3 protein-coding genes are annotated in these 1144 nt (G+C 70.1%); 2 read left to right on the top strand and 1 reads right to left on the bottom strand.

Features of this window, described 5'->3' with window-relative positions:
* Positions 1-371, top strand: a 371-nt coding sequence (locus tag ACIKT0_RS18715; protein WP_407106812.1) for a Holliday junction DNA helicase RuvB C-terminal domain-containing protein, incomplete at its 5' end; no start/stop codon positions are given.
* Between the two features lie 32 nt (positions 372-403).
* Positions 404-808, top strand: coding sequence for a tol-pal system-associated acyl-CoA thioesterase (gene ybgC / locus ACIKT0_RS18710; RefSeq protein ID WP_407106813.1), 405 nt, complete (start codon positions 404-406; stop codon positions 806-808).
* 6 nt (positions 809-814) lie between these two features.
* On the opposite strand, the gene ACIKT0_RS18705 is transcribed toward ybgC, so the two are convergent.
* Positions 815-1144, bottom strand: a 330-nt coding sequence (locus ACIKT0_RS18705) for a trypsin-like serine protease (RefSeq protein ID WP_407106811.1), incomplete at its 5' end; no start/stop codon positions are given.

The raw sequence follows: 1144 nt of genomic DNA, 5'->3' as shown, positions 1-1144 counted from the left end.
GGCTGCTGCGCCGCGTCCGCGACTTCGCCGCGGTCTCGGGCGAGGTCGAGGTGACGCGCGCGGCCGCCGACCGCGCGCTGCGTCTGCTCGACGTCGACGATCTCGGGCTCGACGCCATGGATCGCCGTTATCTTTCCGCCATAGCGATGAACTACGGCGGCGGGCCGGTCGGGGTCGAGACGATGGCGGCCGCGCTGTCCGAGCCGCGCGACGCGATCGAGGAGATCATCGAACCGTATCTGCTGCAGCAGGGGTTTTTGCAGCGGACGCCGAGAGGCCGCATGCTGACGGCGCACGCCTACCGGCACCTCGGCCTCGAGGCTCCGACCACGACGACCCAGATGCCGCTGTTCGACGGGACCGAAGATTGAGCGCAGACGTGAATGACCCCCTCGGGGGCCGGATGGACGGGGTGCGTCACGTTCTGACGCTCCGCATCTATTACGAAGACACCGATTTTTCGGGCGCGGTTTATCACGCCAGCTATCTGCGCTTCCTCGAGCGCGCCCGCACCGAAATCCTCCGCGCGATCGGCTTCGACCACCGCCATCTCTACGAGACGAAGCGCGAGGGCTTCGTCGTGCGTCGCATGACGATCGACTACCTGAAGCCCGCGCGGATGGACGACGTCGTGGCGGTCGTGACCTCGGCCGAGAGCGTCAAGGCGGCCTCGCTGGTGCTGCGCCAGACGGTGGTGCGCGACGGCGAGACGCTCGTCACCGCGCTCGCGCAGTGCGCCTATCTGCGCGACGGCCGGCCGGCCCGCATGCCAGAGCGCATGCGCCAGGAGATGATGCGGACCAAGTAGCGGCGTTCAGTTCGACCGCTTGGCCCGCGACAGCATGGTGCGGAAGCCGCGCGAGCGGGGGTCGAGCACGGCCATGAACACGGTCGAGTTGCAGAGGCTCTTCTTCCGCACGATCGCGATCACCACGCCCCAGACGCCGGCGGACGACGCCACGGGGCCGCCACTGTCGCCGCGGCAGATGGAGCCGCCCGCTACCCCGAGCGCGACCGCGGTCGGCCCGTCGGTGACGACCTCGGCGTTGACCCGCGCGATGCGGAGCTGGCCGGCGGAGCCTTCGTCGGCCGGGACCCTGAGCCCCGCCCCGAGCAGCACGGACGACCGCTTGGCGGCCTCGAG

The sequence above is a fragment of the Hansschlegelia beijingensis genome, from assembly GCF_045505405.1.
GTDB lineage: Bacteria > Pseudomonadota > Alphaproteobacteria > Rhizobiales > Methylopilaceae > Methylopila > Methylopila beijingensis_A.
The sequence above is the reverse complement of the archived record's forward strand: the minus strand, read 5'-3'. Positions and strand labels throughout refer to the sequence as shown.

Coding starts and splice junctions, on each gene's coding strand:
- ybgC (WP_407106813.1), top strand. CDS start 404: ATGGACGGGGTGCGTCACGTTCTGACGCTCCGCATCTATTACGAAGAC.